This window comes from Ruegeria sp. BF8, assembly GCF_056538625.1.
In genome coordinates, this window is sequence record NZ_JBQFTL010000003.1 from 286,672 (window position 1) to 313,083 (window position 26,412).

Here is a 26,412-nt window from a genome sequence, read left to right on the forward strand (position 1 = left end):
GGAACATTAACCATTTTTTTCAAGAGGCCCCCTTTTTTTGTTGGCAAGAATTCGCCCAAAGCAGTGCTTTATTGACTGATCAATCAATAATCATTACCTGCGGATGAAACCGACCGGCACCGGTTCCCCGGGGCCCGAGTAAAAAGGATCCGCGATGAAAGTTCAGCCCAAGGCCAGCCACTTTATTGATGGCGAATATGTCGAAGACACCGCAGGCATCCCGATCGACGTGATCTATCCAGCTACGGGCGAGGTCATCGCCCGCTTGCATTCGGCGACGCCGCAGATCATCGAACAGGCTCTAACAAGCGCAAAGCGCGCGCAAAAGGCCTGGGCGGCGATGACCGGGACCGAGCGCGGCCGCGTCCTGCGCCGCGCCGCCGACATCATGCGCGAGCGCAACCGCGAGCTGTCGATCCTGGAAACCCATGACACCGGCAAGCCGTTGCAGGAAACGCTGGTGGCCGATGCGACCTCGGGCGCGGATGCGTTGGAATATTTCGGCGGGCTGGCCGGGTCCCTGACCGGTGAGCATATCCGGTTGGGCGGCGGCGACTTCGTCTATACCATCCGCGAGGCGCTGGGCGTCTGCGTTGGCATCGGCGCGTGGAACTACCCGACCCAGATCGCCTGCTGGAAGGGCGCCCCGGCGCTGGCCTGCGGCAATGCGATGGTGTTCAAACCCTCGGAAACCACCCCTTTGTCGGCGTTGAAAGTGGCCGAGATCCTGATCGAATCCGGCGCGCCCAAGGGCATCTACAACGTGGTTCAGGGCTATGGCGATGTGGGCGCCGCGCTGGTCACCGACCCGCGCGTGGCCAAGGTGTCGCTGACCGGCTCGGTGCCCACGGGCCGCAAGGTCTATGCCGCCGCGGCCGAGGGCATGAAACACGTCACGATGGAACTGGGCGGCAAGTCGCCCCTGATCGTGTTCGACGATGCCGACATCGAAAACGCCGTCTCGGGTGCGATCCTGGGCAATTTCTACTCATCCGGTCAGGTCTGTTCCAACGGTACGCGCGTCTTCGTGCAGAAGGGTATCAAAGAGGCCTTCCTGAGCCGTCTGACCGAACGCCTTGCCAATGTGAAGATCGGCGACCCGATGGATGAGGCCGTGAATTTCGGGCCGATGGTCAGCGAGGCCCAGATGAACATCGTTCTGGGCTATATCGAGAAGGGCAAGGCCGAGGGCGCGCGGCTGGTCCATGGTGGCGCGCGGCTGGATCTTCCGGGCTACTACATTCAGCCCACTGTCTTTGCCGACGTGACCGACGACATGACCATCGCCCGCGAGGAGATCTTCGGCCCCGTCATGTCGGTGCTGGATTTCGAAACCGAAGACGAGGTGATGGCCCGTGCCAACGCCACCGAGTTCGGCCTGGCCGCCGGCGTGTTCACCAACGACCTGACCCGCGCCCATCGCGTGGTGGCAGGGTTCGAGGCGGGCACCTGCTACATCAACACCTACAACCTGGCCCCGGTCGAGGCCCCGTTCGGCGGGTCGAAAATGTCAGGCGTCGGGCGCGAGAATTCGAAGCTGGCGATCAACCACTATTCGGAAATGAAAACCGTCTATGTCTCGATGAATGACGTCGAGGCACCCTACTAGACGTTCCCAAATCGGGATTCCGGCCCAACTTGCCCTGTTCCCGACATTTGGGGTCGGGAACAGAGCATACGGTGTCCACACACTGTGGCTGACTTCTGAGGCAGAGGGGTGACGCGCCCCCGCCAGTCAGGAGAAAAGCCCAATGAGAACCCATGCACAGGCCGTCGTGATCGGAGGGGGCCTGGTCGGTTGTTCGATCCTCTACCATCTTGCCAAGCTGGGCTGGACCGACGTGATCCTGCTGGAGCGGGACGAACTGACCAGCGGTTCAACGTGGCACGCTGCGGCCAACATCCACGGGCTGCACGACAACAACAACGTAACGCGCATCCAGCACTACACGATGAACCTGTACAAGCAGCTGGAGCAGGAAACCGGGCAGGGCTGCGGCGTGTTCCAGCCGGGATCGCTGTATCTCGCCCAGACCGAAGCGCGCGAGCACCAGTTGCGCCTGCAAGAGGCCAAGGCGCGGTTCTACGGCTTGAACTTCCATGAGATCAGCCGCGAACAGGCGATGGAGCTGCACCCGCTGGCGCAGTTCGATGACATCCGCTGCATCATGTATGAACCCGACGGCGGCAACGTGGACCCCTCGGGCGTGACCCATGCCTATGCCGCCGGCGCGCGGGCGCTGGGGGCCGAGATTCAGCGGTTTTGCCCCGTAACAGGGACTGAACAGCAGCCCGACGGCTCGTGGATCGTGCGCACGGAAAAGGGCGACATCCATACGCAATGGGTGGTCAACGCCGCCGGGTTGTGGGGGCGTGAGGTGGCCGCGCTGGCGGGACTGGAACTGCCGCTGCAACCGACCGAGCACCAGTATTTCGTAACCGAGGCGATTGACGAGGTTGCCGCCCTTGGCCGCCGTCTGCCCTCGATCGCCGACCGCGACGGCGAGTATTACTTCCGGCAGGAAGGCAACGGGCTGCTGATCGGCGCCTACGAGAAGGACATGCGGTTCTGGGCCGAGGATGGCACGCCGCTGGATTTCGCCCATGACCTGTTTCCCGACGATCTGGACCGGATCATGGAAAACGTGATCCGCGCGACCGAGCGTGTGCCGGTGGCCGCCACCGCAGGCGTGAAACGGGTGATCAACGGCCCGATGATCTGGTCGCCGGACTCCAACGCCATCTGGGGGCCGGTGCCCGAGCTGTGCAACTATTTCTGCTGCACCGGCATCATCCCCGGCTTCTCGCAATCGGGCGGGCTGGGGCTGTTGGCTGCGCAATGGATGATCGAGGGCGAGCCGCAATACGACATGTTTGCCTGGGATCTGGCGCGGTTCGGCGACTGGGCCGGCAAGAACTTCACCAAGGCGCGGGTCGCCGACCAATATTCCCACCGCTTCGCCATCCATTTCCCGAACGAGGAACGCAGCGCCGGCCGCCCCGCTCGCGTGCGGCCGGCCTATGAAATGCAGCACCAGATGGGCGCGGTCTTCGGCCTCAACTGCGGCTGGGAACACCCGCTGTGGTTCGCCGACCGGCCCGGGACGGTCGAGACCACCGGCTTTACCCGCCAGAGCTGGTTCGAACCGGTGGGGCACGAGGCCCGGATGCTGCGTGAAAGCGTGGGCGTGATCGACATCTCGAACTTTGCCAACTACGTCATCAAGGGGCCGGGCGCCCATGACTGGCTCGACCGGCTGGTGGCCAACCGGGTGCCGACCGAGGTGGGGCGGTCTTGCCTGACCCCGCTTATTTCCGTGCGTGGCGGCGTGGCGGGCGATTTCACCATCACCAAAACGGCCCAAGACGAATACATGATGATCGGCTCGGGCATGGCCGAACGCTATCACCAGAGGTTCTTCAACATGGTGGACCTGCCCGAGGGCACCACCTTCGACGTTGCCACCAACCGCATCGCGGGCTTCAACATCGCCGGCCCGAAATCGCGCGAGGCCTTGCAACGGCTGACCAACGCCGACCTCTCGAATGAGGCGTTCCGCTTCATGCGCTCGGCCACGATCGAGGTTGCCGGGGTCACCTGCCTTGCCATCCGCGTCAGCTTCACCGGCGATCTGGGGTGGGAGCTGCACTGCGCCGAAGAGGACCAGATCAGACTCTATACAGCGCTTCTGGATGCTGCCCGCGCCTGCGGTGGTGGACCGGTCGGCAGCCGGGCTCTGGGCGCGTTGCGGATCGAAAAAGGCTATGGCTCATGGGGGCGCGAGTATTCGCAGGAGTACTGGCCGCACGAGGTCGGTCTGGATGGGTTGATCAAGCCAGACAAGGATTTTCTGCACAAGGCGGCCTGGCTGGCGATCAAGGACAATCCCGCGCGCGAGGTGCTGTCGATTTTCGAGGTCGATGTCACCCACGATGCCGATGCCAGCGGGGGCGAGCCGATCTTTACCCCAGATGGTACGCCCGTGGGGCGCGTCACTTCGGGCGCCTATGGCTATACGGTCGGCAAGTCGCTGGCCATCGGATACGCCAACCCAGCCGTGGCCCAGCCGGGTGACGAGGTGCATGTCTTTATCCTGGGCAAGCCGCACAGGGCGCGGATCCTGCATGCGCCTCCGTTCGACCCAAAGGGCCTGCGCCTGCGAGACCAAAAACCGGCGATGGAGGGCGCCAGGTGACCGAAACCTTCGCCCGCGTTGCCGAGTTTGTTCTGAACCGCCCGGCGGACCAGATGCCCGACAGCGCGCGCGAAGCGGCAGCCCTGATGCTGCTGGATACTTTGGGCATCGTGATCGCTTCGACCCCGATGGAGGCCGGCGTGATCGCCCGCGACACTGCCGCACTTCTGTACGGAACGACCGATCATGCGTTCTCGGCGCGGATGCTGTGCGACGGACGCCGGGTCAGTCTGGCGGGCGCGGCCTACGCGGCCGCCACGCAGACCGACAACCTAGACGGGCACGACGGCTACAACCCGACCAAGGGGCATATCGGCGTGGTGGTCGTGCCCGCGCTGTGCGCATTGGCCGAGCATTGCCCTGACCTGTCCGGACCCGATGCGCTGGCTGCCGTCATCACCGGCTATGAAATTGCGGGCCGCGCAGGTATCGCGCTGCACGCCACCGTCAGCGACTATCACACCTCGGGGGCGTGGAACGCACTGGGCGTGGTTGCCATGGCGGCCCGCTTGCGGGGCCATTCACCGGACCAGTTGCGCCAAGGCCTTGGTATTGCCGAATATCACGGCCCTCGCAGCCAGATGATGCGCGAGATTGCCAACCCCACCATGCTGCATGACGGCTCAGGCTGGGGCGCGCTGGTGGGCATGTCGGCGGCAATTCTGGCCGAGCGCGGCTTTACCGGCGCCCCCGCCATCACCATCGAGGAGGACCGCGCCGCACCCTATTGGCAGGACCTCGGAACGTTTTGGCAGATGGAACGTCAATATGTGAAACCCTATCCGATCTGCCGCTGGGCCCATGCCGCCATCGACGGGCTGCGCATGGTGATGAACTCGCACGGTCTGACCCATGACCAGATCGCCCGCGTCGAGATCCACAGTTTTCACGAAGCAGTTCAACTGTATTCGGGGATGCCCGAGACGACTTCGCAGGCGCAATACTCGCTGCCATTTGCCGTCTCGACTTTTGCGGTACACGGGCGGATCGGGGTCGAGCACATCAGCGGCGATGGATTGTCCGATCCGATGGTCGCCGATTTCCTGAGCCGCATCACCGTATCCGAGTCGGACCGCCATAATTCCCGCTTTCCCGCCGGGCGCTGGGCCGACGTTCAGGTAACGACGCATGACGGTCGCGTTTTCCGCTCGGGCGACATCCATGCCGGGGGCGGGCCTGAGTCTCCGATGTCGCGACAGGACGTCATCGACAAGTTTGTCGAGTTTTCTTCTCCGGAAATCGGAGAGTCTGCTGCCAAGAATCTGAGCAGGGCGGTTTTGAACCTTACCGATCACGGCACCCGGTTTAGTGACATGGTGCAGCCTCTCTACCGGTCGGCGAAGTCGTCAGCCTGACCGGACCAACCTTGCAGCTGCAGAGGATAGGTCGACAGCGTTTCATATCGTGCCCCGTCCGGCCGAAGTGTCGAAGAGTTCAGGTTGAACTGGGTCACCACCATGGTGGCCTGGGGAACTAGGATATGCAAAATGGCCTTGTTTAGAGACGATTCAATACCCCGAACTATGGTGATATGCGGTCGAAAGCGGCGGCGTCGCAGCGTCAGCCCGGCCCGCCTAATGCACTGCAGGACGCTTTCATGCAGGCGCAGGAGTTCGGGATCGGGCTCTACCACCATGTGCAGCGAGTTTCCGAAACTGCCCAGCCCGGACAGTCTGATGGAAAAGGCCGGGCGCTTCAGCGCTTCGAGGTGATCATTCAATTCGATCAAGGCGTTTCGGGTCTGGTCGCCCAGGAAAGCCAGCGTCAGATGAAGGTTTTCAGCAGGCAAACTTCGACCGCAATGTGCTGCGCGAGCGACGTCGGCGCATATCTGGGCGATTTCGGAAGATACGGGAATGGCGACAAAACATCGAATGAGCGCTTCGGACATCCGTTGCCCCTGACCTGGATAAGGTTGAATTTGCGGGGCAGTCTGGCGGTGCTTGCTCTTTCAGACAAGCGCATGCTCTCAATGCGAGGCGCACAAGTCGGCTGTTCGTCGCGCGGATCCTGACTATTCCAATTCAGTTGTCACGTTCAGCAATTCGACTATCTTCTGCCGCGTGTCGGCGCTGGCCTCAAGCAGCTGTTCAGCGTCAGAAATCGGCTTGTCCGGTTCTCGCTGTACTGGCGCACGCAGGGCCGAGCTCAGATCTATGACCTGCCCCAGCGTGGTGTCCTTCGCCCCAACTTCTTCCAAGTTGAACCCCGCCCACCATGACAGGCGCGCCGCGGAATCCTCATCCCCTATGTCCCGCCAAGCCTCAACGGCGGCCGCGTAATTGCCCATATCGGTCAGGGCTTGTGCCCGCAGCCTTTCAGCGTCATCTGAGGGATCCTCGGCCAATTCGCGAAGGGCCAGATCCGGTCGGCTTTCCAGCAGCGCGGCCCGCGCCCGAAGGATGGCGCGGTCGCGCCTGCGTGTCCCATCCGAACCTGCACCCGTCAAGTCTCGGGCTTGCTTGGCAAAGCCGAGGTCCGCAAAACGCTTGGCAAGCAAGAGCGAAGTCCCGGTCGAAATAGACTCTAAATCATGTGGTTTCAGGGTACTTGCATACAGCAGAAAGGTCAGGTCATCCGCGCGCTCTGCTGCCAGATGCAAGATACGATTGCGCGTGCCGGCCCAGGTCTCGTCTCTGCGATGGGCATCAAGAATATTGAAGGCCGCAGAAAACTCGCCGGCCAGGGCAAGCGCCAGGGCGTGACCGCGGGCCATGACCGGGCCCAATTCAGAATTGCGCAGTTCGATCGCGTAGCCCGAGATCAGATCGATTTGGCGTCGCGAAACGGCCCCACCCTCTGCCCACTTCTTTTCAACAAGCCGGGCCAGGGCAAGCGGGGCTTCCAAATCCGAGCTTGGGTTGTCGATGACGTCGTTCAACAAAATGTCGCTGGTGTCGGCATCTCCCTCAGCGGCGGCAACAGTTGCCTGCGCGAGTGTCGTCTCGGGGTGTTGCAGAGTTTGGACGCGATCTACCGAACGCAGTACCCGCCGGGCGGCCTCAAGCCGGCCAGAGTTGACGAATATCTCGGTCAGCCGGGGGCCGAGGATCCGGCGTAGATGCTCAGGAAGCTTCAGGTACGCCTGTTCCATCCGTTCCTGCTGCGCATCATCCCGCAACTGGCCATCCGCCATCGCGGCCCACATGGCAACCGCGCCGTCGCAGCGTTGCGACCCAAGCAGTTGATTAGGCTCTGATACAGGCTGATCATCAATTATTTGCGCGACCGCTCGAACCCATTCCTGTTCCGGCGATGCATCTTCCATCAACTGCAGAACCTGAATGGCCTCTGAACCGAAACCCCAGTGTGCCAACAGCTTTGCGAGCTTGAGCGCGATGGATCTGTCGACCCTGTCGAACTCCAGGAACAGCCCTGCACGCAGCTCAGCCACCTGATGCGCAAAGGGTCGACCGTCAGACCAGGTGTCGAACCCCAATTCGGCATCCGAAATACACGCTGGCAGCGACTCCAGAGGTTGCAGAGGTGGCTCTCCCAGTTTGCCCAACTCGTCAAGGATCGAGCTTACCTGGATATGGGCAGGCAGATCCCGCGCGATGTCTGGAAGCGCTTCCGGCACCGAAGCACGCGGACCCGGAGGTGTGACGTTCAGGTCGACAAGCTCGCGATCCGCGCCTTGCAACAGACGGGTCGAAAGGCGCTGCTGCAGGCCATCGCGATCCAGTTGCAGAAGGGGGGCAACCAATTCAATTGATGGGGCTTCGGCCTGTGGACGACGTTTGGAAGTCTGCTCCGGGATCATGATCGATGGAATGTCCAGACTTGGCGGAGGCAAGGCTTTTTGCGCCGCTATGTCCACAACGATCATCGTATCCTTGTACAAAAAAGCGGTCGCGGCGCAGTCACAGCCGAAGTCCAGCTCAAGCGGTGCGCCGGGATCGGCCTGCGATATCGCCTCAAGCCGGCCTGCGGACAATCGTGCAAAGACCGATCCGGTCTTGAATTCCACGTCGTCCAATTCGACCGCCAGGCGCGCACCGTTTTTCCGGTGGGCGAGGCTCCAGTTGGTGCCCGCAGGAACGCTGAGAACAAGCCGCGTGAAGCCGTCATGTTCGCCGGACCGCACCGGAACATCCTTTGCCAGCACTCCAGTTGCCGATGCGCTCAGGCCAAGGGTCAGGAGCAAAACCCGGATCATGCTGCTGCCTGCTTGATCTCTTTCAAGGCTTCTTCCAATTCGGTGAAGCCGGGGCGATTGTGGGTCGGCGTGTTCTGGCGACCAACCTCGATACACATTGCGGGGTTGTGATTGTGCAAGTTGGCAACCAGAACTTCCCGGATCAGTTGATAGAAGTGATTGTCTTCCTCCACGACCGCTTTCAGCTTTCCGGCGAAGGGGCCGACCAGACCGTAGGCCAGAAAGACGCCCAGGAAAGTCCCGACAAGGGCACCACCGATCAACTTGCCCAAGACCTCGGGCGGTTGGTCGATCGAGCCCATGGTCTTGATCACACCGAGAACCGCCGCAACGATTCCCAGTGCCGGCAACCCGTCCGCCACGGTTTGCAGGGCGTGGCTGGAATGCATGGCGTGGTGGAAATTGGCATCCATCCGCTTTTCCAGAACCTCTTCAACCTGATGGGGATCGTCATAGTTCATCGCCGCCGACCGCATGGTGTCGCAAATCAGGTCCACCGCCTCTTTGTCCGCCTGTATTTTGGGGAAAGCCGTAAAAATGGCCGAGTTTTCAGGGTCTTCGATGTGCTGCTCGAGCTCGACCGGATTTGAACGGGCGAGCCGGATCAGCGAGAACAGAAGGCATAGCAGATCGCGGTAGTCCTCGGGCTTCCATTTCGGGCCTTTGAAAACCTTGCCCAGATCCTTGACCGTGTGTTTGACCGCCGACATGTCATTGCTGATCAGAAAGGCGCCGATGGCGGCCCCGCCGATCATCATCATCTCGAACGGCAGAGATTTGAGGATGATGGCCATCTTGCCGCCGGCGGCGAGGTAGCCGCCGAACACCATTACGAAAATAACGACGATTCCAAGAATTCCGATCATGTGGTCTCTCCGGCAGAGCGGTCTTTGAGGGTGGGGCTCATGGCGGCTACTCAGTGGGGGCGTTGGCGTTGCGTCCGGCCATTACGACGCTGATGGTATAGGCGGCCTCGGGGCTGAGACCGGCCATCACACCCGCAGCAGCCTCAGGCGGCATACGCGACAGGAAACCGGCCGCAAAAACCGGGTCCATCGTTTCGAACAGCGCCGCGGCGTCCTTGGGCTTCATGTTCTGATAGACATCGGTCAGACGGGTAAGGTCGGTTTCAGCCGCCTTGTCCGCCACGGCCAATGTTTCGCGCAGCGATACCTCGGCCTCTTGCAAAGCGGAAAGGCGCGTCGCAATGGCCTCGTTGGCAATCTCCAGGGCACGCTCCCTGTCGCGCAGCGAGCTCTCACGCTGTCTGACGACCGCTTCCCGACGCAGCAATTCGGTCAGCAAGGCTTGCATGTCCGGCTTTTCGTCCGAGCCGGCGCTGTGTGCCGAGACTTCCGAGGGGTCAGACCCCCTTGCCAAAGCTGGCCCAGCCTCCAGCCCCAGCCGTATGATGGCGGAACTGATCATCAAGGCTGAAATGAGGGTCAGAACGCCACCACGTGGTCGACGCTGGGCAGGTTGCAGGCTGCGCATCAGGATCGGGCCTCGCTACCTTGCGCCTTGTGCCTGAAGAACAATACGCCCTTGGGAATCGGGGCCGGATCCTCTGCGGGGTCGTTGGTGGATTTGACCTCGGCTTCCGGCCTGGATGGAATTTGTTCCACAGCCGCAGGCTCGGCGGGTTGCTCGGGGTCCTTTGGCCCGACCTCTTCTTCCAACGAGACCGGTTCTACCTCAAGAGGTGACGGCTTTTTGGTTTCGGCCGAGGAATTTGCAGGCTCTTCAGCCGCGGGTTTGTCCTCGGGGATCACGTCGTGCATCGACGCCATGATCAATTCAAGCCGCTGTGCGACTGACTCGGCGCGCTCGGTCAGATCCTGCAGTTTGTGCCCGGACTGGTCAGATGCAGCACGCGCGGCATCCAGGGATTTTTTCAGTTCTTCCGCCTGTGCGGACAGCACGGAAACCGCACCACCGACGCCCCGCTCCAGGTCCGTGAACCGCCTGAGGCGTCGGGCCAGAACAAAACAGTACAATCCGGCCCCCAAGGCGCCGGCGACCAGCAAAATGTCCGAGATCAGTTCCAATTTCGCCTCCTAGTTCAATACGAATTCCGTGACCAGAACGTCACGTACCCGACCTTCGCCAACGACGATGCCGATGCGCCGCAGCAGGTGCCCGCGGATGCGAACCAGAGCCAGCGAGTCTTCGAGGTCGGACAGGTTGATGGCCCGGAGATAGCCGTTCATCACGTCCATGATGCGGGGAATCATCTTTTCCACCTCGGCCTCGTGACCGGCGGCCACCTCAAGTTGAGCGTGGAATTTCAGATGGCGCGAATCGCCGGAATTCACGGACACGATCACGGGCGGCAGGTCGACGAACCCGACATCCGGCAACGCATCGATCGCATCTCCGGCGTCCGCGTTTTCCGCTGTTTCTCCCTCGGCCTCTGGGCCTTTGCCCAAAAGCCCGGACGCGGTCACATAGTACCCGCCCGCAGCACCTAGCAGCGCCAGAACCGCGCCAATCATCAGTCCGTTTTTGCTCGACTTCTTCGGGCCTTCTGCCTCATCCACGGTCGCGTCTGTCATGGCGTCCTCATTCTTGCGTTCGGCACCCGTCATAACCCCGCAGGGACTAACCGATTGTTAAGGGCAATCGTTCAAACAGGGCACGAGCCGCACAGAATGTCGGCGAGTCGGAGGTGAGCGTGCAGCAGATCGGAACTGTCTGGGCAAGTTTGGGCAGGCGCAAACAAATCATCGTGGCGGGGGCGGCTGTCGTCGTGTTCCTGAGTGTCCTGGCGATGTCGCGGTTGGTGACATCTCCGTCCATGACACTCCTCTATGCGGGGCTGGAAAGCGGGGCGGCGGGGGATATCGTCCGCGCCCTGGATCAACGCGGTGTCACCTACGAAATTCGTGGCGGCTCAATCTATGTTCCGGGCTCGCAACGCGACGAGTTGCGCATGACCCTGGCAAGCGAGGGTCTGCCTGCAAATGGCAACCGGGGTTATGAACTGCTGGATACGCTGAGTGGGTTCGGTACGACCTCGCAGATGTTCGACGCTGCCTATTGGCGCGCCAAGGAGGGTGAACTGGCGCGAACCATCGTCAGCAGCCCTCATGTGGGGCAGGCGCGGGTTCACATTGCCAGCGGGTCCACAAGCCCGTTCCAGCCCAGCGTTTCGCCAACCGCTTCGGTCTATCTGGTGCCATCCGGGGCAAAGATCACGGTCGAACAGGCCAAGGCGATCCGTTTTCTGGTGGCCTCCGCCGTGACCGGCCTCGCGCCCGAGGATGTTGCGGTGATCGATTCCAACGGTGCGGTGATCGGCCCGCAAGAGACGGCGGTTGCCGCCGACACTGCCGATGACAAGGCCAAGGTCCTGCGCGACCGCGTCCTGCGGCTGGTCGAGGCGCGCGTCGGACCTGGCAATGCGGTGGTCGAAGTCAGCGTCGACACGGTTACCGAGACCGAATCCATAAGAGAGCGGCGGTTCGACCCCAAGGGCCGTGTCGCAATCAGCACCGATGTCGAGGAACGGTCGGATACCTCCCGCAATCAATCGTCTGATGTGACGGTCGCGTCCAACCTGCCGGACGGGGACGGCAATGGCACCGATGAATCGAATTCTTCAGCCACGCAAACCCGCGAGCGGATCAACTATGAGGTTTCAGAGACCGAGCTTGAAGTTCTGCGGGTGCCGGGGGCCATCAAACGCTTGACGGTTGCCGTGCTGGTCAACGGAACCCGAACAACGGACGCCACCGGTGCCGAGGTTTTTATGCCGATGGCACAGCCGGAACTTGACGCTCTGGAAGAGCTTGTCGCCTCGGCCGTGGGCTTCAATGCGGATCGCGGGGATGTCATCACGCTGAAATCCCTGGAACTGCCCAATGTCGAACCGCAAGGAACAATGGCGACCGCTTCGGTCTGGCAAAGCATCCATCTGGATACGATGTCGCTGATACAGATGGCAGTGTTGGCCATCGTATCGCTGGTCATGGGGCTGTTCGTGATCCGGCCGATCCTGACCGGTTCGGCCGCAGTGCCAGCCTTGCCGCCTGCCGCAGCCTCCGCCGAGGGCGGCGCGCCATATCTTGTCGGTGAAATCTCAGATGCTGATGGACAGGAATTCAGCGCTCCCACCGGCCAGGGTGAAAACGGAGGCTCTGTGCCTGCGATTGGGTCCACGGCAAGCGAAGATGCGGTCGGCCGTCTGCGCGCCATGATCGGGGACAAACAGGAAGAGACGGTCGAAATTCTGCGGAGCTGGCTGGAAGAAAACGAGGATAAGGTGTGATGTCGATCGCCCACCTGCTCGAGGATTTCACGGCTCAGGCCGACGGCGCGGATCTGCGATTGCTGGACGAAGAAGCTTTGGAGGAAGAGCGGCTTGCCGCTTTCGAACGCGGATATGGTGCGGGGTGGGAGGATGCGTTGCAGACCCAAACCCAAGGTCGTGCTGCGCTGGCCGAGGATATGCGGGCAGCCTTCTCCGACATGTCCTTCACCTACCAGGAAGCTCTGACCCGGATGACCTTGTCGCTTGAACCGATGTTCAGCGCTCTGGTTCAGACCGTCCTTCCCCAGGCGTTGGATCGGGGACTTGCCGCCCGCGTGATCGAGCAGTTGAGCGAAATGGCCAAGGCGCAGGTTGCACAACCGATCCTTCTGTTGGTTCCACCCGGTGTTGAAGGGGATGTCGAGGCGTTGTTGCCCGTCGACATCACGCCCCTCCCCAAGGTCGTCGCGGACCCCGAGTTGCTGCCAGGTCAGGCGCGGTTGCAGGTCGGCACCGCCCGGTCCGAGGTTGATTGCACCGCGCTGCTGGACGCGATCGCCGCCGCTTTCGACGCATATGTTTTTGAGGCAAAAGAGGCTTTGTCAAATGAGTGACGCACCTGCATCCAAACCTGAAAGACCCAACCCGTTCGAAGCCGTTCCCATCGAGGTGACGGTTTCCGTCGGTCGGGCGCGCCCCCTGATACGCGACCTGTTGACCATGGGTCAGAACGCCGTTCTGACCTTGGACAAACGGGTCGAAGATCCGGTGGATCTGTATGTCGGCGACCAATTGGTCGCCCGTGGTCTGCTCGAGGAAATGGAGGGGGACAATGCCGGTCAATTGGCGGTGCGTCTGACCGAGATTTCGGATTTCCAGAACGGACTTGGATGATGCGCCGGGCGGCCTGGTGTGCATTGGCGATCCTTGTGCTGACACCAGCACTGGCATCGGCACAGGAGCTGTCGCTGTCATTGGGCGACGGCGGATCCATATCGGCGCGAACCATTCAGTTGATCCTGCTGATCACGGTGCTCAGCCTGGCACCCGGCCTTGCGATCATGGTGACCTGTTTCCCCTTTTTGGTCACGGTACTGGCCATTCTGCGGCAGGGGATCGGGTTGCAACAGTCCCCGCCCAACATGCTGATCGTCAGCCTGGCGCTGTTTCTTACCTATTTCATCATGGAGCCGGTCTTTACCCAGGCTTGGGACACCGGGATCCGACCGATGGTCGAAGAAACACTTGCGGTAGAGCCTGCATTGGAACGTGCCATGGTGCCGTTCCGCGAGTTCATGGTGGCGCGGCTGGATGGTGACACGTTTCGGGCCATGGCGGCCTTGCGCCCCGACACCGCGTCGATGGAGCTGTCGCCGGAGGCGCCACTGTCGGTTCTCATGCCGTCGTTCATGCTGTCCGAGGTTGCCCGCGCGTTCCAGATCGGATTCCTGATATTTCTACCGTTTCTGATCATCGATCTTGTAGTGGCTGCGGTACTCATGTCGATGGGGATGATGATGGTGCCGCCCGCCACGGTTTCGCTGCCGTTCAAACTGGCGTTTTTCGTGATTGCAGATGGGTGGTCCCTGATCGCCAGTGCCTTGGTGCGAAGCTATTCCTAGCCTGCGTGTGGACGGTCTCAGCGCCGGATCTGCAGCCGTGCCCGCATACCCTGATCACCCGCTTCAAAGCGCAGCGAGCCGCCATGCTGCTCTGCCACGGTTGCAACGATTGTCAGGCCCAGCCCGAACCCGTCGGACGACCCGATGTTCGAACCGCGCCGGAACGGGGCCATCAGCGCCTCGATATCCGAAACGGACAAGTTGGTTCCCTTGTCTTCGACGACAATCGTGGCGGTTTCCGCGTCGGTTTCCAGTTCAACCGTTGCGTGGCGCCCGTATTTCAGCGCGTTGTCGATCAGGTTCGTCAACGCCCGTTTCAATGAGATCGGTCGCGCCATGACAAGGATGCGGCGGGTTTCCGGAAGCGAGCCATGCCCGCGCCGCGACATGAAGAGCGACGCCGCGCCCTCCACCTCGACCGGGGCGACCTGTTTCAGGGTCACAGGCAGATCCATGTCCTGATAGTCGGCAACCAGCGACTCGACCAGTGAGGTGAGGGAGATTTGGCGCGGGTCCTCGATGCTCAGTTCCGAGCGGGTGTAGGTCAACACGCTTTCGATCATGCCCGTCATCTGGTCGACATCGGACTCCAGCTTCTCTCGCAATTCGGCGTCCGGAATCAGCGCCGCGCGCAGACGCACGCGGGCCGCTGGCGTCCCAAGGTCGTGGCTGACGCCGGACAGGACCGTGGCACGCTTTTCCAGCTGTGCGCGTTCGTCCTCCAGATGCGTATTGACCGCCGATACGATGTCGCGCAGTTCGGCCGGCCCGGACATGTCGTAGCTGTCCGGACCCCCGCTGCGCCGGCGGTCACGCAGCGACTGGGAGAACCGCGAAAAGCTGTCTGTCACATTGCCGACTGATGTCAGAATGATCGCAAGTGCCACGACGGCCAGAAAGATCGCAGGCAGGCGCAGGTCGGTCGGGGCCGCATCGCACCCCCAGACCTGCGTACCGTCGATCTTCTGCCAAGCGCCCTGTCCGAACCGGGCCACCAGAATGGGTTCGCTGCAATAGGTGGCCAGCAGGCGTGTCAGGTTGCCCATCTTCTGCGGCCCGGTCTGGTCGTTGCCTGACACGATGTCGGATACCGGATAGACCAGCCGGTCGGACAAGACCGCAAGCGTCAGGTTCCGCCCGCTGAGCGGCGCGGAGCTGTCGGTCAGAATGGACAGGTTGGTCAGAAACCGGCGTCCTGCAAGGTCGGGCAACTGCTCGAATTCACCCGCATCGGCCAGACTTGCGGCCTCGGGCGGCAGTGGCGTGATCAACACGTCGGGATGCGAGGCGCGACCTGTGCGCAGATCTTCGTAGACCGAGAACCCGGCAACATAGGCCCGGGTCAGATAGGCGTCCCAGTTGCGAACGGATGAAAACCACAGTCCTGCCGCCAGCAGCCCGGCAGCAAACGCACCCAGGCTCCAGGCCCAGCCCAGATCCCGCAGGCGCAGGGTCATGCCTCCTGTTCCACGGTGACCTCGCAGGCGAAGACATAGCCGACACCGCGGGCCGTGCGCAGCATCTGCGGATCTTTGGGGTTGGTCTCGATCTTGGACCGCAGCCGCCCTACCAGGACGTCGATGGCCCGACCCTGCGCTTCGGGTTTGTCACCGGTGCCGGTCACGTCCAGCGCGGCGGCGATCTCGTCGCGGGTCAGCGGAATGTGCGGGTTGGCCAGCAGCACCTTGAGCAGCGCGGTTTCGCGCTGCGACAGTGACACCTGGTACCCATCCGGGGCATGCACCTCGTCGCGTTTGCCGTCATAGACCCATCCGCCAAAGCGGAACGTACGGATCCGCCGGCGATAGGCCAGCGATGGCGTGCGCCGCGCGCGCTGCATCACCGCGCGCACGCGCGCCAGCAGCAGTTGCGGGTTGAACGGCTTGGCGATGTAGTCGTCGGCGCCCACCTCGTACCCGGCCATGCGCTGATGATCGGCAGACAGGGCCGACACGAAGATGATAGGCACGTCCTGTTCGCGGCGCAGCCGGGCGCAGATCTCGACCCCGTTCTCGTCACCCAGCATCACATCCAGAAGGATCAGGTCGATGCGGCCTGATTTCAGGTGTGCCTGCACCTCGCGCTCGGTGGCTGCTGGCAGGGCAATGAACCCGTTCTGGTGAAAGAACTGGGTCAACATCGACCGGATTTCCGGATCGTCATCCACAACCAGCAGACGTGGAATGCTCACGCTGTTCCTCCCCGATTTCCCCCTCGACGCTGCCCTCAATTGTAACGGACTGCAACAGATTCAAGGTCAACGTAACACGCTGTAACAAAAGGCGGGAAAATTTGCAGCCCGCGCCGGATACATGGGAAATTTGCCATTGCCAGACGGCAAGCGGCTACCGGTAATGTCCCGCATCGCTGCCCCGCGGCAGCAAACAAGGATCTGGGAGGATACCAAACATGAAACGTTTCGCACTCGCCACGGCGTCGTCGCTGGCCGTTCTGGCTGGCACGTCGGTGATGGCCGAACCGCAGGCCGAAGTTCTGCACTGGTGGACATCGGGCGGCGAGGCCAAGTCGGTCGCCGTTCTGCAGGAAGAATTCGCGGCCAATGGCGGCACCTGGACGGATATGCCCGTTGCAGGCGGCGGCGGAGACGCGGCGATGACCGCGCTGCGCGCCCGCGTTCTGGCCGGCAACGCGCCGACCGCCGTTCAGCTGAAAGGCCCGGCGATCCAGGAATGGTATGAAGAGGGTGTTCTGGCGGACATCTCGAACGTTGCCGAGGCCGAGGGCTGGGCCGAAGTCCTGCCCGCCTCGATCGCGGCGCATATGCAGTGCGAAGGCACCTGGTGTGCTGCACCGGTCAACGTGCACCGCATCGACTGGATCTGGGCAAATGCCGACATCCTGGCCGCCAATGACATCGAGATGCCGACCACCTGGGACGAGTTCAACGCCGCTGCCGAGAAGCTGCAGGCCGCAGGCATCATCCCGCTGGCCCACGGTGGTCAGGCCTGGCAAGACGCAACCGTCTTCGAAGCAGTTGCGCTGGGCATCGGTGGACCCGAGTTCTTCAAGAAGGCTTTTGTCGATCTGGACCCCGAGACTCTGACCTCGGACACGATGGTTCAGATTTTTGACCAGATGCGCACCCTGCGCGGGTTCGTTGATGAGAACTTCTCGGGCCGCGACTGGAACCTGGCCACCGCGATGGTCATGAACGGTGAGGCCGCCTTCCAGATCATGGGTGACTGGGCGAAGGGTGAATTCCTGGCCGCGGGCAAGGTCCCCGGCGAAGACTTCCTGTGCGCCTCGACCCCCGGTGACGGCTACCTGTACAACGTCGACAGCTTTGCCATGTTCGACGTGGACGGCGACGACAAGCGCGCCGGTCAGGAACTGCTGGCCAAGCTGATCGTGGCCCCCAAGTTCCAGGAAGTGTTCAACCTGAACAAGGGTTCGATTCCGGCGCGGACCGATGTGGCGCTGGACAAGTTTGACATCTGCGCCAAGATCTCGGCCGAAGACATGGGCGCTTCGTCCGCCAATGGCTCGCTGCTGCCGTCCTACGCGCATGGAATGGCGCTGCGCGGTGCGCAGGCTGGTGCGATCACCGACGTCGTGACCGCACATTTCAACTCGGATATGTCCTCGGCTGACGCGGTTCAGCAACTGGCGGACGCGGTGGCAAACAGCTACTGATCCAACACGCTCTGCCCCCTATACTGCGGGGCAGAGCATCTTTCCCCGGAGGAAAAAATGTCCGAATGGCTGGAAAACCACCTTCCCAAGGTGGTGCTGGCACCGTCGTTCATCGCCGTATTGATCTTTGTCTACGGATTTATCGGATGGACCGCCTGGGTGTCGCTGACCCGATCGAAACTGCTGCCGAAATACGAGATCAAGGGCTTCATCCAATATGACCGCCTGTTTGACTCGCCCCGCTGGGACACGGCGATCAACAACCTTTACGTCTTTGGCGCGCTGTTCATCGTGATCGCGATGGTTCTGGGCCTGCTGCTGGCGATTCTGCTGGATCAGAAGATCCGCGTCGAAGGCGCGATCCGTACGATCTATCTCTACCCGATGGCGCTGTCGATGATCGTGACCGGCACCGCGTGGAAGTGGATCCTGAACCCGGGTCTGGGTATCGAGGCCATGGTCCAGGGCTGGGGCTTTCCGAATTTCAAGTTCGACTGGCTGGTGAACCCGGACTACGCGATCTACACGATCGTCATCGCCGCGATCTGGCAGAGCTCGGGTTTTGTCATGGCGCTGTTCCTGGCCGGACTGCGCTCGGTGGATGGTGAGATCATCAAGGCCGCGCAGGTCGATGGCATCCCCACTTGGCGGATCTATACTGCAATCATCATTCCGTCGATGGCTCCGATCTTCCTGTCGGCCTTCATCGTGTTGGCGCACCTTGCGATCAAGAGCTTTGACCTTGTCATTGCCCTGACAGGCGGTGGTCCGGGTTACGCAACCGATTTGCCCGCAACATACATGTACGCGATGGCGTTTTCGCGCGGCGATATCGGCCAGGCGGCGGCGTCCGCGATGATCATGATGCTGGTCGTCTTTGCCATCGTGGTTCCTTACCTCTACTCAGAACTGAGGGCGAAAAATGACTGATCTGTCGATGCCCCAAACCCGAACCCGCAGCCAGAGTGCCACGGGCAAGATTGCCCTGCGTTGGTTGCTGTATGTCCTGCTTGGTCTTTTTGCGCTCTACTACCTGATGCCGCTTTTCGTGATGCTGACCACATCGCTCAAAAGCCTCGAGGAAATTCGTACGGGATCGCTGATCTCGCTGCCGCGCGAGGTCAGTCTGGATGCCTGGAAAACAGCCTGGTCAGGCGCCTGCACCGGTATCCAGTGCGAAGGCCTGCGGCCCTATTTCTGGAACTCGGTCCTGATTGCGGTCCCTGCCGTGGCAATCTCGACCCTTCTGGGGGCGTTGAACGGATTTGTCGTCGCGCAGTGGCGTTTCAAAGGGGCCAACATCATCTTTTCTCTGATGCTGTTCGGTTGCTTCATCCCGTTCCAAGTGGTCCTGCTGCCGATGGCGCGTCTGTTGGGCCTGATGGGGATCGCCGGAACCATTCCGGGCCTGATCTTCGTCCACGTGATCTATGGGCTTGGCTTCACAACGCTGTTCTTCCGCAACTACTACGTCACCATCCCGGCCGAGCTGACCAAGGCGGCGCGAGTGGATGGTGCCGGGTTCTTTCGGATCTTCTGGTCGATCTTCCTGCCGCTGTCGCTGCCCATCATCGTGGTGACCGTGATCTGGCAGTTCACCCAGATCTGGAACGATTTCCTGTTCGGCGTTTCGTTCAGCCAGGCGGGCACGCAGCCCGTGACCGTGGCGCTCAACAACATCGTCAACTCAACCACCGGCGTCAAAGAGTACAACGTCGACATGGCCGCCGCGATCATCGCGGGGCTGCCGACGCTGCTCGTCTATGTCGTTGCCGGTAAGTATTTCATCCGCGGCCTGACCGCCGGTTCCGTGAAGGGATAACCCATGGCTCCCATCCTCGATATCCAAAACCTGTACAAGAATTACGGCGCAACCGAGATTCTGAAGGACATCAACATCTCGATCGAACCGGGCGACTTCCTGGTGCTGGTCGGCCCTTCCGGCTGTGGCAAGTCGACCCTGCTGAACTGCATCGCCGGGCTCGAGCCGATCTCGGGCGGGACGCTGTCGATCGGCGGCAAGGACATGACCCATGTCAGCCCCAAGGACCGCGACATCGCGATGGTGTTCCAGTCCTACGCCCTGTACCCGACCATGTCGGTGGCCAAGAACATCACCTTTGGCATGAAGGTGCGCGGGGTCGATCAGGCAACTCAGGACGCCAAGCTGAAAGAGGTCGCCTCGCTTCTGCAGATCGAGCCGTTGCTGAACCGCCGCCCCAGCCAATTGTCGGGTGGTCAGCGACAGCGTGTGGCAATGGGCCGGGCTCTGGTGCGTGACCCCAAGCTGTTCCTGTTCGACGAACCGCTGTCAAACCTGGACGCCAAGCTGCGGGTCGAGATGCGGACCGAGATCAAGAAGCTGCATCAGACGCTGGATGCCTCGATCGTCTATGTGACCCATGATCAGATCGAAGCGATGACCCTGGCCACCAAGATCGTGGTGCTGAAGGGCGGTGTGGTGCAGCAGATCGGCACTCCGGCCGAGATCTACAACCGCCCCGCCAACCTGTTCGTGGCCGATTTCATGGGCTCGCCGGCGATGAACCTGATCCCGGCGCGGGTCCAGCGCAACGGGACCGGCACGCAGGTCGCCATTGCGCGGGATGGGGCTGATCCGATCGTGCTGACGGATACGCGCGATCTGGACCTGCCCGAAGAGGTGATCCTGGGCCTGCGCCCCGAGGACATCGCTGAATCCGGGTTCCGCGCTGGTGCCGGTGTGCAAGAGGCCGCCTGCCTGGTCGATATGGTGGAACCGGCCGGTGCCGATACCTACGTCGTGTCGGAACTGGGCGGCAAACAGGTCACAGCCCGCCTGCATGCCGAGACCAGCGCCAGGGCCGGTCAGATGCTGAACCTGGCCTTTGACATGAGCAAAGTGTCCTATTTTGCGAAAGCGACAGGCGAACGCCTGAACTGAGCCACAAAAAAACGCCGCGCAGGGATCCTGCGCGGCGTCATCACTACTCTGACCGGTTGGTTCAGCCGGTCTTTTTCAGGTCATTGATCAGCTGATCCAGGTTGCCTTTGCGTGCATCCAGCATGGCGCCGATCTCGGTCCGCTCTGTCAGCAGCAGGTTCACCCCTTCGATGAACATGTTGTAGAACTTGTCGCGACCCGACTTGTCCGACACCAGGAAGGTCACCTCGAACGGCGCTTCGCCGCGCAGCTTGACGCTGCTGCGAACCTCGTAACCGGCCTTGATCTTGCGGGCATTCTTGACGGTAACCTCACCCCCGATGAATTCGCGGAAGCGTCGACCGTATTTGCGCGAGATATACCCCTGGAAAGCCTTGGTGAATTCGCGCATCTGCGCCTTGCTGGCGCTGCGCGCATCGGCGCCCAGCGCATAGCGTGCCATGATCGGAACGTCGGCATATTGCACGAAGATCTTTTCGAAATCGCGCAGCATGGCGCTTTCGGATTTGCCCGACTCGATCACGCGCGTGATGTCGGCAACGACGCTGTTGACCAGTTGTGTCGCGCTGGCCTCGGTCAACGCCAGGGTCTGCTGCGGAAGGCCAGCCACGGCCAGCCCGGCCAGGGCGGTGGCGGTAAAGGTGCGGCGGTTCATGGCGTTATTCAGCATAGGGGTCCTCATATGGGTCCTCGTAAGGGTCAAGGTATGGGTCCCTGACCGGGTCGGTGCCGGTATCGGCGTAGGGATCGGAATACAGACCCAGATAGGCATCCTCATCGTCCCTTGCCAGTTCGAACCGGCGGTTTTGCAAATAGATCAGGCGGGCCTGAGCGTAACTGTCTGCGCTTTCGTACAGAATCGAGTCGACCGTGTCCGAGAATCTGCCCCGATCGCCCATCCGCCGTACCACCTCGGCATAGACGCCCAGGTTGTCGGCCGGTCGCGTCGGCGAGAAGTTGATCGGGTTCGAGAACAGGTTGACCACAACGCCGACCGCATCCCGGGTCGTCGAGGGGCCGTAGAACGGCAGTTCGACATAAGCCCCTTCGCCGAAGCCCCAGACATGAAGCGTTTCGCCGAAATCGGTATCAACCGGCGGCAGGTTCAACTCATCCGCCGGTTTGGACAGACCGAACCCGCCCACGGTCGAGTTGATCACGAACCGCAGCAGGGCGTTGCCCGACTGTTTCAGATTGCCCTGCAGCAGATAGTCGACGGCCTGTCCGGGCAACGAGATGTTTTCCGCGAAGTTGTTGAAGCTGGTGACCATCGGGTCGGGTACGATTTTCACATAGCCTTTCGAGGCCGGGCGGAACAGGAACCGGTCGACGCCCAGATTGAACTTGTGAATGCCGCGATTTGCGTTTTCGTAGGGGTCGAAGACCTCGCCGCGGGCCGCTGCGTCCTGGGGCTGCGACGCGCAGGCCGACAGAACCGCGAACAGCGACACTGCGACGATGTGCTTGAAACGGATCCGGTTGGACACGGTCTTGGTTACTCCCGATCGTCCGGATGTAATCCAGCCGGACACTCAATCAATACGTTTTCTCGTTGGCACAACGGACCAATTCAACGGCACATAGTCGTTTCGCACTCGAAAGGAAACTCCTAGCGTTTAACCCGCGCGCCGGACCCGGGTAAAGTGGCCTGCATTCAACACATCCGCATGAGTGGAGACCTGCCCAAATCGCGGGCAAATGCGAAATTGCCGGTTTCCGGCTTTCCGTGGGCGGTGTTCCCGGTTAGCGTCCGCCCGAGTCACATGAAGTTGAGGACAATCACATGAGCATCGCAGCCAAACTGGAATCCCTGGGCGTGACCCTGCCGGACGCCCCCGCACCGGCAGCCAATTACGTGCCGTTCGTGCGGGTGGGCAACATCGTCTATGTGTCGGGCCAGATCTCGAAGGACGATGCGTTGATCACCGGCAAGCTGGGCGCCGACATGGATGTCGCTGCCGGTGCGGCGGCGGCACGGGTCTGCGCCATCAACCTGCTGGCCCAGGTCAAGGCGGCCTGCGGCGGGGACATCGACAAGCTGGTGCGGGTGATCAAACTGACCGGCTTCGTGAACTCGACCGCCGATTTCACCGACCAGCCGCAGGTGATCAACGGCGCGTCCGACTTCCTGGTCGAGGCGCTGGGCGATGCCGGCCGCCATTCGCGTTCGGCCGTCAGTGCCGCGTCGCTGCCATTGGGCGTCGCGGTCGAGATCGAAGGGATTTTCGAGATCCAATGACACCGTCTCTGCCTCGTGTGTTCATGGCCGCGCCGATCGCGCATCGGGCGCTGCATGACGTTCGCCAGAACCGCCCAGAAAACAGCCGGGCGGCCATCCGGGCCGCCATTGCTGCGGGCTACGGGATCGAGATTGACCTGCAGTTGACGTCGGACGGCCATGCCATGGTGTTCCACGACTATGACATGGCGCGTCTGACCGGCCGGTCCGGCGCGATCCAGCAGATCACCCGGGCCGAGGCCGCGGACCTACCGCTGCTGCACGGGGACGAGGGTATCCCCTCGCTTGAGGAAGTTCTGCAACTGGTGGCGGGCCGCGTGCCGTTGCTGATCGAGTTCAAGGATCAGCACGGTGCGATGGGGCCTGTGGACGGGCGGCTGGAGCAAGACGCGGTCGCGCTGCTGAAGTCCTATGACGGTCCGGTCGCGCTGATGTCGTTCAACCCCAATTCCGTGGCCGAGCTGGCCCGGCTGGCGCCGGAAATTCCGCGTGGATTGACGACCTGTTCCTACAAGCCCGAAGTCGAGCATCTGCCGGCCGAGGTCTGCGACCACCTGCGCGGCATCCCCGATTTCGACCGGGTTGGCGCCAGCTTCATCAGCCACGAGGTGCAGGACCTGTCCCGCCCCCGCGTGGCCGAGTTGAAGGCCCAAGGCGTGCCGATCCTGTGCTGGACGGTGCGCTCGGCCGAACAGGAGGCCGAGGCGCGCAAGGTGGCCGACAACGTGACCTTCGAAAATTATCTGGCCGCCATTCCGGGTTGAACCCGGCTGCCGGCGTCACAGATAGTTCAGGGGACGCAGGAGGGCACATGGACCAGTCACAGATCGAGATACGGGTTCTGTCGACGCTGGATCAGATCCCGGCGGCCGAATGGGACAGTTGCGCCTGCCCCGAGGCCGCCGACGGCACCCGCCCACTGGACCCGTTCACCACGCATCGGTTCCTGCGCGCGCTGGAAGACAGCGGATCGGTCGGGCGGGGCACCGGCTGGCAGCCGCAATACCTGACCGCCTATCTGGACGGCCTGTTGATCGGGGCCGCGCCGATGTTTGCCAAGTCGCATAGCCAGGGCGAGTACATTTTCGATCACAGCTGGGCCCATGCCTATGAAAACGCGGGCGGGCGGTATTACCCGAAATTGCAGATCGCGGTGCCCTTCACCCCGGCCACCGGGCGGCGGTTTCTGACACGGCCCGGCTATGACGGGATCGCCATGTCGGCGCTGGTGCAGGGGGCGGTGCAACTGGCCGCCGACAATCGCCTGTCGTCGCTTCACGTCACCTTCTGCACCCAGGACGAGGCGCTGGCCGGGCAGCAGATGGGCCTGCTGGCGCGCGACTCGCAGCAGTTTCACTGGCTGAACGACGACTATGCCGATTTTGAAGCCTTTCTGACCGCGCTGTCCTCGCGCAAGCGAAAGAACATCCGCAAGGAACGGGCGCAGGCCAATGCCTTTGGCGGCGAGATCCGCACCCTGACCGGCGCCGATCTGCGCCCCGATCACTGGGACGCGTTCTGGGAGTTCTATCAGGACACCGGCGCGCGCAAGTGGGGCTCGCCCTATCTGACGCGGCAATTCTTTGACATCGTTCACGAAGCCATGGCCGATGACGTGGCGCTGGTGCTGGCCGAGCGGGGCGGATACCCGATCGCGGGGGCGCTGAACTTCATCGGGCGCAAGACCTTGTTCGGGCGCTATTGGGGCTGCAACGAACATCACCCCTGCCTGCATTTCGAACTGTGCTACTATAGGGCGATCGACTTTGCCATCGCGCATGGTCTTGACCGCGTCGAAGCCGGCGCGCAGGGAGAACACAAGCTGGCGCGGGGTTATCTGCCCACGCGCACGCACAGCCTGCACTGGATCGCCGATCCCGGCTTTGCGGACGCCGTCGCGCGGTATCTCGAGGCCGAGGCCCGCGCGGTGGGGGAAGAGATCGAAATTCTGACGGATTACGGCCCGTTCAGAAAAGCCAACCCGGAGGAACAGCAATGAGCGAACTTCTGTCGACCGAGACCCGTGGCCCGCTGCTGGATCCGCTGTTCAAGAACGGCTGGACCATGGTCAAGGATCGTGACGCGATCACCAAGACCTTCATCTTCGACGATTTCGTCGATGCCTTCGGCTGGATGACCAAAGTGTCGATCTTCGCGGAAAAATGGAACCATCATCCCGAATGGTCCAACGTCTACCGCACGGTCGAGGTGGTGCTGACCACCCATGACGTAGGCGGCCTGTCGTCTCAGGACGCCAAGCTTGCGCGCAAGATGGACAGCCTGCTTTAGCCGCGGTCGCCCCGCGACCCCATGCCCCCAGCCAACATCGCTACCTCGCCCAGACGGCGGAACTCGGCTGGGGTCACGGTACCGTCGCTCACGTCGATGTCGCGCGGGATTCCGGCGGTGCGATTGCCCATCATCCGTACGCTACGCGCCGCCGGATTGATGTCCAGACAGCGCGTCTGATAGCAGGTCAGACCTGCCGTATTGATCTGAATGTGCGCTTGCCCGTCCGGCCCGGTCACGACCGGCGCCTGCGGGACGTCGCACGCTGCCAGCAGAACGACCGCGCCAAGCCAATAAAATACTCTCATGCCTGCGCTCCTATTGGTCACAGGGTCAGCCGTGCCGGGGCGCCGGGCCTCAATCCAACTGACCGTTCCGGTCTTTGTCCGCAGACAGGAAATCGTCATTCATCTGCGAGTCATACTCTGACCGAGAGATAGAGTTGTCGCGATTGCGGTCAATCTTCTGGAACATCTTGATATCCATGAACGGCTTGGCCTCGTCCAGACCGAGCGTGCCATTCTTGTCATCGTCCATTTCCTGATAGGCGTAATCCGAAAAGGCATCGAATTCGTCGCGCGACAGGAAACCGTCGTTGTTGGCGTCGATCGCGTTCAATTCGCGCTCATTCAGTTCGGCCACGCTGTCTGCGGCGGCAGGTGCTGCCATCATCAGGGCCGTCATCAATAGAACCGAGTGTTTCATCCTGGCGCTCCTCAGCATGCGAATCTCTGGCCTTCGACCCCGCCGGCCACGGCGCCGGCTGCGGTCAGAATATCCTTGCCCGACCCACCGCCGAACTGGTTGCCGATGGCGCCGCCGATCAACGCGCCGCCCAGGGTGCCGCCAAGACAGGCGATTTCGTGCTGGCGCGCAGCCTGTTGCTGCGGTGTTGGCGCAGGCCCGCACGCGGTCAACAGCCCCGCGCCACCCAAAGTAATGACTGCTAGAATTCTTTTCATGAATGAGCTCCCGGTTCCCATGCAGGAACACTGGCACAATCCGCGGGTGCGGGCCAAGTTAATTGGCCTTCATCCAACGTGATCTGTGGCATGGCCCCGGTGCGCACCGGGGCCGT

The 26,412-nt window shown here is 61.9% G+C and carries 28 protein-coding genes; 15 read left to right on the top strand and 13 right to left on the bottom strand.

All coding sequences use genetic code 11. The features are described from left to right. The first annotated feature begins 154 nt into the window (after positions 1 to 154). The 3 genes from betB to ACR0LD_RS11995 all read left to right on the top strand — a co-directional run bounded on the left by betB (position 155) and on the right by ACR0LD_RS11995 (position 5,551). Positions 155 to 1,609, top strand: a complete 1,455-nt coding sequence (betB, locus tag ACR0LD_RS11985; protein WP_480637120.1) for a betaine-aldehyde dehydrogenase — start codon at positions 155 to 157, stop codon at positions 1,607 to 1,609. A gap of 142 nt (positions 1,610 to 1,751) precedes the next feature. Beyond that, positions 1,752 to 4,196, top strand: coding sequence for a GcvT family protein (locus ACR0LD_RS11990; protein ID WP_480637122.1), 2,445 nt, complete (start codon positions 1,752 to 1,754; stop codon positions 4,194 to 4,196). Beyond that, on the top strand, positions 4,193 to 5,551 hold the full coding sequence (locus ACR0LD_RS11995) for an MmgE/PrpD family protein (protein WP_480637124.1): 1,359 nt from the start codon (positions 4,193 to 4,195) through the stop codon (positions 5,549 to 5,551). Before ACR0LD_RS11990 ends, ACR0LD_RS11995 begins: the two co-directional genes overlap by 4 nt. Here ACR0LD_RS11995 and thpR read toward each other — a convergent pair. From thpR to ACR0LD_RS12025, 6 genes are all read right to left on the bottom strand, one after another. Next, on the bottom strand, positions 5,524 to 6,087 hold the full coding sequence (gene thpR / locus ACR0LD_RS12000) for an RNA 2',3'-cyclic phosphodiesterase (RefSeq protein ID WP_170364647.1): 564 nt from the start codon (positions 6,085 to 6,087) through the stop codon (positions 5,524 to 5,526). The genes ACR0LD_RS11995 and thpR overlap by 28 nt on opposite strands. A 123-nt stretch (positions 6,088 to 6,210) precedes the next feature. Continuing rightward, positions 6,211 to 8,355 carry a hypothetical protein gene (locus ACR0LD_RS12005; RefSeq protein ID WP_480637126.1) on the bottom strand — a complete coding sequence of 715 codons (2,145 nt, stop codon included), beginning with the start codon at positions 8,353 to 8,355 and terminating at the stop codon, positions 6,211 to 6,213. Further along, complete coding sequence (gene motA / locus ACR0LD_RS12010) at positions 8,352 to 9,221, bottom strand: flagellar motor stator protein MotA (RefSeq protein ID WP_170364651.1); 870 nt, start codon at positions 9,219 to 9,221, stop codon at positions 8,352 to 8,354. The genes ACR0LD_RS12005 and motA overlap by 4 nt, the downstream gene beginning before the upstream one ends. 46 nt (positions 9,222 to 9,267) lie before the next feature. Then, positions 9,268 to 9,849, bottom strand: coding sequence for a MotE family protein (locus ACR0LD_RS12015; protein WP_170364654.1), 582 nt, complete (start codon positions 9,847 to 9,849; stop codon positions 9,268 to 9,270). Next, positions 9,849 to 10,403, bottom strand: a complete 555-nt coding sequence (locus tag ACR0LD_RS12020) for a hypothetical protein (RefSeq protein WP_170364656.1) — start codon at positions 10,401 to 10,403, stop codon at positions 9,849 to 9,851. Before ACR0LD_RS12020 ends, ACR0LD_RS12015 begins: the two co-directional genes overlap by 1 nt. 9 nt (positions 10,404 to 10,412) lie before the next feature. Then, the gene (locus tag ACR0LD_RS12025; protein WP_170364659.1) at positions 10,413 to 10,910 is read right to left on the bottom strand and encodes a flagellar basal body-associated FliL family protein; all 498 of its coding nucleotides are present in this window, start codon (positions 10,908 to 10,910) and stop codon (positions 10,413 to 10,415) included. Positions 10,911 to 11,029: 119 nt separating this feature from the next. Here ACR0LD_RS12025 and fliF point away from each other — a divergent pair, with 119 nt between their 5' ends. The 4 genes from fliF to fliP are packed head-to-tail and all read left to right on the top strand — an operon-like array spanning position 11,030 to position 14,229. Next, on the top strand, positions 11,030 to 12,625 hold the full coding sequence (gene fliF, locus ACR0LD_RS12030) for a flagellar basal-body MS-ring/collar protein FliF (protein ID WP_480637128.1): 1,596 nt from the start codon (positions 11,030 to 11,032) through the stop codon (positions 12,623 to 12,625). Next, positions 12,625 to 13,221, top strand: coding sequence for a FliH/SctL family protein (locus ACR0LD_RS12035; protein WP_480637129.1), 597 nt, complete (start codon positions 12,625 to 12,627; stop codon positions 13,219 to 13,221). Before fliF ends, ACR0LD_RS12035 begins: the two co-directional genes overlap by 1 nt. After that, positions 13,214 to 13,501, top strand: coding sequence for a FliM/FliN family flagellar motor switch protein (locus ACR0LD_RS12040; RefSeq protein WP_480637131.1), 288 nt, complete (start codon positions 13,214 to 13,216; stop codon positions 13,499 to 13,501). The genes ACR0LD_RS12035 and ACR0LD_RS12040 overlap by 8 nt, the downstream gene beginning before the upstream one ends. Continuing rightward, complete coding sequence (gene fliP, locus ACR0LD_RS12045; RefSeq protein WP_437342547.1) at positions 13,501 to 14,229, top strand: flagellar type III secretion system pore protein FliP; 729 nt, start codon at positions 13,501 to 13,503, stop codon at positions 14,227 to 14,229. The genes ACR0LD_RS12040 and fliP overlap by 1 nt, the downstream gene beginning before the upstream one ends. Before the next feature lie 17 nt (positions 14,230 to 14,246). Here the strand turns inward: fliP and ACR0LD_RS12050 are convergent, their stop codons facing one another. Both ACR0LD_RS12050 and ACR0LD_RS12055 read right to left on the bottom strand, forming a co-directional pair. Next, the gene (locus ACR0LD_RS12050; protein WP_480637133.1) at positions 14,247 to 15,686 is read right to left on the bottom strand and encodes a sensor histidine kinase; all 1,440 of its coding nucleotides are present in this window, start codon (positions 15,684 to 15,686) and stop codon (positions 14,247 to 14,249) included. After that, a complete protein-coding gene (locus ACR0LD_RS12055) occupies positions 15,683 to 16,420 on the bottom strand; it encodes a response regulator transcription factor (RefSeq protein WP_170341928.1) in 738 nt (245 codons plus the stop codon). The genes ACR0LD_RS12050 and ACR0LD_RS12055 overlap by 4 nt, the downstream gene beginning before the upstream one ends. Before the next feature lie 218 nt (positions 16,421 to 16,638). Here ACR0LD_RS12055 and ACR0LD_RS12060 point away from each other — a divergent pair, with 218 nt between their 5' ends. From ACR0LD_RS12060 to ACR0LD_RS12075, 4 genes are read left to right on the top strand one after another with little or no spacing between them, the layout of a single operon-like run. Continuing rightward, on the top strand, positions 16,639 to 17,883 hold the full coding sequence (locus ACR0LD_RS12060; RefSeq protein WP_170360522.1) for an ABC transporter substrate-binding protein: 1,245 nt from the start codon (positions 16,639 to 16,641) through the stop codon (positions 17,881 to 17,883). Positions 17,884 to 17,940: 57 nt separating this feature from the next. Then, a complete protein-coding gene (locus ACR0LD_RS12065) occupies positions 17,941 to 18,813 on the top strand; it encodes a carbohydrate ABC transporter permease (protein WP_170360524.1) in 873 nt (290 codons plus the stop codon). Then, positions 18,806 to 19,705: a carbohydrate ABC transporter permease gene (locus ACR0LD_RS12070; protein ID WP_093964103.1), complete on the top strand. Its 900-nt coding sequence runs from the start codon at positions 18,806 to 18,808 to the stop codon at positions 19,703 to 19,705. The genes ACR0LD_RS12065 and ACR0LD_RS12070 overlap by 8 nt, the downstream gene beginning before the upstream one ends. A 3-nt stretch (positions 19,706 to 19,708) precedes the next feature. Next, positions 19,709 to 20,806, top strand: a complete 1,098-nt coding sequence (locus tag ACR0LD_RS12075; RefSeq protein ID WP_170341040.1) for an ABC transporter ATP-binding protein — start codon at positions 19,709 to 19,711, stop codon at positions 20,804 to 20,806. Positions 20,807 to 20,867: 61 nt separating this feature from the next. Here ACR0LD_RS12075 and ACR0LD_RS12080 read toward each other — a convergent pair whose 3' ends face one another. Further along, entirely contained in the window at positions 20,868 to 21,476 is a 609-nt protein-coding gene (locus tag ACR0LD_RS12080; protein WP_480637136.1) for an MlaC/ttg2D family ABC transporter substrate-binding protein, read from the bottom strand. After that, positions 21,466 to 22,293: an MlaA family lipoprotein gene (locus ACR0LD_RS12085; RefSeq protein WP_170341043.1), complete on the bottom strand. Its 828-nt coding sequence runs from the start codon at positions 22,291 to 22,293 to the stop codon at positions 21,466 to 21,468. The genes ACR0LD_RS12080 and ACR0LD_RS12085 overlap by 11 nt, the downstream gene beginning before the upstream one ends. 296 nt (positions 22,294 to 22,589) lie before the next feature. Here ACR0LD_RS12085 and ACR0LD_RS12090 point away from each other — a divergent pair, with 296 nt between their 5' ends. From ACR0LD_RS12090 to ACR0LD_RS12105, 4 genes are read left to right on the top strand one after another with little or no spacing between them, the layout of a single operon-like run. After that, positions 22,590 to 23,045 (top strand): RidA family protein, encoded by a 456-nt coding sequence (locus tag ACR0LD_RS12090; RefSeq protein WP_005980179.1) that lies wholly within the window; start codon positions 22,590 to 22,592, stop codon positions 23,043 to 23,045. After that, positions 23,042 to 23,809, top strand: coding sequence for a glycerophosphodiester phosphodiesterase family protein (locus ACR0LD_RS12095; RefSeq protein ID WP_170341045.1), 768 nt, complete (start codon positions 23,042 to 23,044; stop codon positions 23,807 to 23,809). Before ACR0LD_RS12090 ends, ACR0LD_RS12095 begins: the two co-directional genes overlap by 4 nt. Positions 23,810 to 23,856: 47 nt before the next feature. Next, positions 23,857 to 25,044, top strand: a complete 1,188-nt coding sequence (locus ACR0LD_RS12100) for a GNAT family N-acetyltransferase (protein WP_480637139.1) — start codon at positions 23,857 to 23,859, stop codon at positions 25,042 to 25,044. Then, positions 25,041 to 25,334, top strand: coding sequence for a 4a-hydroxytetrahydrobiopterin dehydratase (locus ACR0LD_RS12105; protein WP_170341049.1), 294 nt, complete (start codon positions 25,041 to 25,043; stop codon positions 25,332 to 25,334). The genes ACR0LD_RS12100 and ACR0LD_RS12105 overlap by 4 nt, the downstream gene beginning before the upstream one ends. Here ACR0LD_RS12105 and ACR0LD_RS12110 read toward each other — a convergent pair. The 3 genes from ACR0LD_RS12110 to ACR0LD_RS12120 are packed head-to-tail and all read right to left on the bottom strand — an operon-like array spanning position 25,331 to position 26,296. Next, positions 25,331 to 25,642: a hypothetical protein gene (locus ACR0LD_RS12110; protein WP_170360533.1), complete on the bottom strand. Its 312-nt coding sequence runs from the start codon at positions 25,640 to 25,642 to the stop codon at positions 25,331 to 25,333. The genes ACR0LD_RS12105 and ACR0LD_RS12110 overlap by 4 nt on opposite strands. Positions 25,643 to 25,691: 49 nt before the next feature. Continuing rightward, complete coding sequence (locus tag ACR0LD_RS12115) at positions 25,692 to 26,039, bottom strand: EF-hand domain-containing protein (protein ID WP_170360535.1); 348 nt, start codon at positions 26,037 to 26,039, stop codon at positions 25,692 to 25,694. An 11-nt stretch (positions 26,040 to 26,050) separates the two neighbouring features. Continuing rightward, positions 26,051 to 26,296, bottom strand: a complete 246-nt coding sequence (locus ACR0LD_RS12120) for a glycine zipper 2TM domain-containing protein (RefSeq protein WP_170439942.1) — start codon at positions 26,294 to 26,296, stop codon at positions 26,051 to 26,053. Positions 26,297 to 26,412 lie beyond the last annotated feature (116 nt).